The organism is Candidatus Ulvibacter alkanivorans (genome assembly GCF_003333325.1).
Taxonomy (GTDB): domain Bacteria; phylum Bacteroidota; class Bacteroidia; order Flavobacteriales; family Flavobacteriaceae; genus Ulvibacter_A; species Ulvibacter_A alkanivorans.
The window spans coordinates 22,124-28,235 of record NZ_QOLC01000060.1; the positions used below are offsets into that span (position 1 = coordinate 22,124).

Here is a 6,112-nt window from a genome sequence, read left to right on the forward strand (position 1 = left end):
TTGAATTTTTCACTTGCTGAATCATCAGCAGCCTAACTACAAATATATTTCAATTAGCACGTATGTTAAAACAAACTTATTAACATTTACCGTGCATATTTGCGGCGACGAAGATAGGTGAAAACGATTCCGAAGAGCGCCAATAATCCTAGCGGTAGCAGGATGTTTATAAGTTGCCATTTGCTGCGTTCTTCGGAAGTACGCTGCGGATCCAGAAAAGGAACCGCGATTTCTTTGGTGCGAATGTTTATAAGTCCGCTATCGTCCAACAAATAATTCACAGTATTCAACAAAAACTCTTTGTTTCCGTAGAAAGTATTGGTCATCCTATCAAATCCTAATTCGAGCGGCCTATTACCATCCATTTGATTAGCAATGATATCTCCATCGCTTATAACCACCATTTTGGTTGGACTGCTCTTTGTTTTGTCTTCGGAAAGTGAAAAGGGTTTAATCCTATTGGTAAATACTGAGGGAAATTCACCTTCCAACAATACGGCCAAGGGCAGTTCTCCCGCAGAATATTCTGAAGGATCCGGGCCTTCGTTTACCACCTTTAAATTTTCCGGGATCTCCTTGTCCAGATCGATCTCGTAAGGTAATCCAACGATCTTTGACATAGGAGACGTACTTAATAGTATCGTCTTATCTAAAGCATTTGGAAGCGTATCGATTGCAGAAGCATTTCCAAACTTCACAGCTTCTATATTGGTTACAATTGGATGGTTGTTGCCACTGGTGCTTAACGGACTAAAGAACCATGGATATCGATTATACTGAGATTCATTTTCTCGGCCCGTTGCTAAGACAATAGGAGCAGAGAACACATCTTTTACCAAATTCGGATTGATACGCACACCGTACTTAAAAAAGAAATCGGTGAGATTAAGGTCTTTTCCAAAAGCAAAGGTCTTATCGCTAATACTGTCGCGTTGCGTTTCGGTAGCATCCACCAACCAAAGGGAGGCACCACCGTTCATGGTATATTGATCTAAAATGTATTTTTCTGAATCGGAAAAGGCTTCTGTTGGTCTAGCAGCCACAAGTAGATCGAAGGTGTTAAGCTGTTCCAAGGTCCTCTTTGGAGCTACCGCAGCAGAATCTAAAGTAAAAGGCGCAATATAATAGTATTCTCTAAGCGTGCTAAAAAAATCGGCTATATAACGATCGTCTAGTTGTCCGTTACCTTTAAGCACGGCCACTTTTTTCGATTTAGGGTTAGTAAGTTTATTAAAGCCATCGGCGAAGGCGTACTCTAGGTTTTGAATAGAACTGTTTACGCGTTCTTCGGAAGTGGCTCCTAACTGATTTTGTAGTAGGGATATCTTAACCGCCTTTTCGTTGTAATAGGCTAGTGCCCAAGGATAGACCAATTCGGTGCTAAGTTTGCCGCTTTCTTTTACTTCTACTTGTGCAGGCTTCAATCCCATTTGAAACAACTGTTGCTGTATCGCTTGAGGGTCGTCCTCATCTTCTAACGGATTGATAAATTCGTAGCTTATATTGGGATTATACGCCTTGAATTCTTCTAGCAACTGACGAGTTTCTGCGGCCAATCGTCTAAACTCGGGAGGATACGAGCCCTTCAGAAATACTTCGATGACAATAGGCGAATTAGCGGTTGCTATGGTCTCTTTGGCAGCTTCAGACAGGGTATATCGATTGTCTTGCGTAAGGTCGAATCGGTGATAGAAATTACTTCCGAAGAGATTCAGAAGCACTAGACCAATTACTACAAGGATCAAATTTCGAATATGTTTTTTTGAAAGCTTCAAAGTTGCCGTGTTATAATTGCTTTAAATAAAAATTGATGGTACGCACTATATTCTACTATCATTTTTTTCTGAGGTTGAAGATAGTTAACACAAGAAAAAACACCGATACACTTAAAAAATAAAGTAGATCCCTAGTATCTAACACACCTCTAGACACACTGTCGAAATGGTATTTCATTCCGAAGACCCCTAAAGACGCATCCGGAAATAATTGGTCGAGGGCATCGAAGCCGTAATAAAATATAAAACACAAAAAAACGGCACTAATAAAGGCCACGATCTGGTTTTGAGATAGGGTAGAAGCGAATATTCCGATTGCCGCATAGGCAAAAACCAAAAATGAGAGTCCGATATACGAACCCACGGTACTTCCCACGTCCCAATTTCCCGGTGGATTCCCTAATTCTGAAATGGTTACTATGTAAAGTAGTGTAGGTAGTAATGCCAACATTACTAGAAAAATAGCTCCAAAATATTTGCCCAATACAATAGTACGTAGCGATATTGGTTTGGTGAGCAGTAATTCTAAGGTTCCCATTTTTTTTTCGTCGCTAAGAGCGCGCATGGTCACCGCCGGAATTAAAAATAACAGTACCCACGGTGCGAGTTCGAAGAACGCGTTGAGATCGGCAAAGCCTGCATCTAGGATATTAAAGTCACCGGCGAACACCCACAAGAACAGACCGTTGATCAGCAAGAAGACCCCAATTACCAAATAGGCGATCGGACTGGCAAAAAATGAATTTATTTCTTTTTTTATTAAGGCTATCATTAACTGTTGTCTTCTATGCGATTATAAGTTTTAACAAGTGCTAAATTATTCACTACTTAATGTATCGACGCTCCACGCTTGCGCTTTACTTTTGAACATTGGTTTGGTGGTTGCCCACACGCCTTTAAATAGATCGCTGTTTCGATAATTTTCAAGATCTTGTTCCTCTTTCCAACGACTGTAGGTGAAAAAGATTGCCCTGTTATTCTTATCACGATACAACTCGAGAAATTCACAACCGGGAAAATTTCTAATTTTCGATTTTACCGTTTCAAAATTATCCAAAAAAGTAGAAACTTTTGCTTCTTGAAACTCCATTTTTACGATTCGTGTGAACATGTATTGTTTGGTTTGTACTTGCGATTATTATTCAAAATTTACGGTGATCGTATCTCGGTATTCGAGTCCGAACAAACTCGAAGCACTTCCAACTGTAGACGGATTACTTTTATAGATAGCGAGCTCCAAATAACCGGATGAATTCCACAAGGCTAATTTTTTTCCATCTTCTTCGCGACGTTCGCGTGGTATCTCAAAATTAATTGCGTCACTATAGCGCAAATGGATATTGGAAAAACTTGCTGTACGAGCAGTGATCTTAAAAGGACGTCCTTTTCCTACTTCTTCGAATAAAGACTTGCTTACATTACACACCACGTTTCCGTAGTTGTCTATATAAATAACATTTCCAATAATTTGGTTGGATTGTTGATTAACCACAGGGCGAATCCCTGTGAGTTCCTTGATTTCAGAAATAGGTTTACCAATAACTTCAAGAGTTCCGCCACGTGCTATATGACAAGCAACTTGAACAAACACATCTAACACGGGAAAATTACTAACGATTCGATCATGAATATTGATCTCTACGATCTTTTCCGGTTTTATTTCTGAAGCCAGCATCGATATGATACCATTATCGGCACATATAAAATAATGTCCGTCCAAGAAAACTGCTATGTGTCGGTTCTCCGGATTTAGTTCACTGTCTATTCCTATAATATGTATGGTTCCCTGTGGAAAGCTGCGATACGCATTTTGAATAATGTAGGCAGCTTCAGTACTGTGAAACGGTGCGATGGAGTGCGAAATATCCACAATGCGAATATTCTCTAATTCGTTGTAGATAGCTCCCTTTACAGCGCCGGCGAAGTGATCTTTCTCTCCAAAATCGGTTGTAAGGGTAATTATAGGCATATTAATTTACACAGCATTTTTTCTACAACAAAGCTATGCAATTATTTAAACAAATTTTAGCACAAAGTTGAGCAACTTTTAAAGAAAGAAATTATAACGATAAGAGTGTTAATAACCATTTTATAAAATCCTATTTTTCTAGGGACACAACTAAACAATTATTCATTAAAAGCTGTATTTTTAAACTTAATTAGACGCACTAAAAAACCTCCTGCTTTTGAACGAACTTATCATCGAACTTACAGAGATTAGCCCTCGCGAATTCTTCGGACTCCAAAACGCTAATATTGACCTATTAAAAACATATTTTCCAAAATTAAAGATCGTTGCACGCGGTAGTAAGATTAAAGTGTATGGCGACGAAGAGGTTTTGGAAGAATTCGACAAGCGAATTACCATGCTGTTAGAACATTTTGCCAAATACAATAAGATCGATGAAAATATTATCGAGCGCGTATTGCAGAGCGACAGTAAGGAAGAATACGAAACTCCCGCAAGTAGTAATGAAATATTAGTGCACGGTGTAAGTGGAAAACTGATAAAGGCACAAACTGCCAATCAGCGAAAATTGGTCAATCTTATGAACAAGAACGATATGGTTTTTGCGGTTGGCCCTGCGGGTACAGGAAAAACCTATACCGGAGTTGCTTTAGCCGTACGTGCGTTAAAGAACAAGGAGGTCAAGCGAATTATTTTAACAAGACCTGCCGTAGAAGCGGGTGAAAATCTAGGGTTTCTTCCGGGTGACCTCAAAGAAAAGTTGGATCCGTATATGCAACCTTTATATGACGCTTTACGCGATATGATCCCTCACGAAAAATTGGAATCGCACATTGAAAAAGGAGTGATTCAAATAGCACCTTTGGCCTTTATGCGCGGACGTACATTAGACAATGCCTTTGTGATTTTAGATGAAGCGCAAAACACGACACATGCCCAAATGAAAATGTTCCTTACTCGTATGGGTAAGAACGCCAAATTTATGATTACCGGTGATCCTGGTCAGATCGATCTGCCAAGAAGGGTCATCTCTGGACTCAAAGAAGCCTTGTTAGTGCTAAAAGATGTAGATGGCGTTGGAATGATCTACTTAGATGATAAGGACGTAATTCGTCACCGACTCGTTAAAAAAGTGATATCGGCTTATAAGGCCATCGAAAATGTAGATTGAAAATGAATAACACCTTAACACACACCGACTTTAAGTTTCCGGGTCAAATAAATGTGTATCACGGCAAGGTTAGAGAAGTATATACACTGGCAAATAATACCCTAGTAATGATAGCAACCGATCGCTTAAGCGCCTTCGATGTTGTCATGCCAAAGGGAATACCTTATAAAGGGCAGATCTTAAATCAGATCGCGACAAAGATGATGCGAGATACCGAAGATATTGTTCCAAATTGGCTAGCGGCGACTCCCGATCCAAATGTGGCCGTCGGTGAGGCTTGTGATCCTTTTAAGGTAGAAATGGTAATTCGCGCTTATTTAAGCGGTCATGCAGCTCGTGAATACAAAGCGGGCAAACGAATACTTTGTGGGGTAGCCATGCCGGAGGGTATGAAAGAGAATGATAAATTTCCTGAACCTATAATTACACCGGCAACTAAAGCAGAAGCGGGCGATCATGACGAAGATATTTCGAGAGAAGAGATTTTGAGTCGTGAAATTGTTTCTGAAAGCGATTACCTTCAATTAGAATCCTATACTAGAAAATTATTTGAGCGAGGTAGTGAAATTGCTTCAAAAAGAGGGTTGATTTTGGTCGATACCAAATATGAGTTTGGAAAAACAAAGGACGGTAAAATCGTCTTAATAGACGAAATTCACACTCCCGACTCATCCCGTTATTTTTATGCTGAAGGCTATTCAGAAAGACAAGAAAAAGGCGAGGCTCAAAAGCAACTATCTAAAGAATTCGTAAGACAATGGCTCATCCGGAATGGTTTTCAAGGACTGGAAGGTCAGCAAGTACCACATATGACCGATGAATATATCGAATCTGTCTCGCAACGATATATAGAACTATACGAGAACATCACCGGTGAACCATTTGTGAAAGCCGATCTTAGCAATATAGTAGCGCGTATTGAATCCAATGTCGAACAGTATTTGGCTACTATTTAATATGAGTATTAAAGCAAGCGATTTTTTTGGGTGGCGATATAAGAGAAAGTGCATCAAAGTAAAAATTCCTACAATTATTTGGCAATCAAGTAGATGAGACATCTGTTTTTCTAGAAGGGCTGGCACAAACTTATTAACAATTTTAGATCTCCTTTCAGCAAAAATAATTTTTATTAAATTATTGATTATCAACATTATATGCTTCTTTATTGATAAGTCGATATTCTTTCATGATAAAACA

The 6,112-nt window shown here is 39.3% G+C and carries 6 protein-coding genes; 2 read left to right on the forward strand and 4 right to left on the reverse strand.

All coding sequences use genetic code 11. From position 1 onward, the window contains the following. Positions 1-86: 86 nt before the first annotated feature. The 4 genes from gldG to DWA30_RS04810 are packed head-to-tail and all read right to left on the reverse strand — an operon-like array spanning position 87 to position 3,744. Positions 87-1,775, reverse strand: a complete 1,689-nt coding sequence (gldG, locus tag DWA30_RS04795; RefSeq protein ID WP_114491403.1) for a gliding motility-associated ABC transporter substrate-binding protein GldG — start codon at positions 1,773-1,775, stop codon at positions 87-89. Between the two features lie 58 nt (positions 1,776-1,833). Beyond that, a complete protein-coding gene (gene gldF, locus DWA30_RS04800) occupies positions 1,834-2,547 on the reverse strand; it encodes a gliding motility-associated ABC transporter permease subunit GldF (RefSeq protein ID WP_114491404.1) in 714 nt (237 codons plus the stop codon). A gap of 45 nt (positions 2,548-2,592) precedes the next feature. Continuing rightward, a complete protein-coding gene (locus DWA30_RS04805; protein WP_114491405.1) occupies positions 2,593-2,886 on the reverse strand; it encodes a putative quinol monooxygenase in 294 nt (97 codons plus the stop codon). Between the two features lie 27 nt (positions 2,887-2,913). After that, positions 2,914-3,744 carry an SAM hydrolase/SAM-dependent halogenase family protein gene (locus tag DWA30_RS04810; protein WP_114491406.1) on the reverse strand — a complete coding sequence of 277 codons (831 nt, stop codon included), beginning with the start codon at positions 3,742-3,744 and terminating at the stop codon, positions 2,914-2,916. 217 nt (positions 3,745-3,961) lie between these two features. On the opposite strand from DWA30_RS04810, the gene DWA30_RS04815 reads away from it, so the two are divergent. Then, positions 3,962-4,915 (forward strand): PhoH family protein, encoded by a 954-nt coding sequence (locus DWA30_RS04815; RefSeq protein WP_114491407.1) that lies wholly within the window; start codon positions 3,962-3,964, stop codon positions 4,913-4,915. A 2-nt stretch (positions 4,916-4,917) separates the two neighbouring features. After that, complete coding sequence (locus tag DWA30_RS04820; RefSeq protein WP_114491408.1) at positions 4,918-5,871, forward strand: phosphoribosylaminoimidazolesuccinocarboxamide synthase; 954 nt, start codon at positions 4,918-4,920, stop codon at positions 5,869-5,871. The last annotated feature ends 241 nt before the right edge of the window (positions 5,872-6,112 follow it).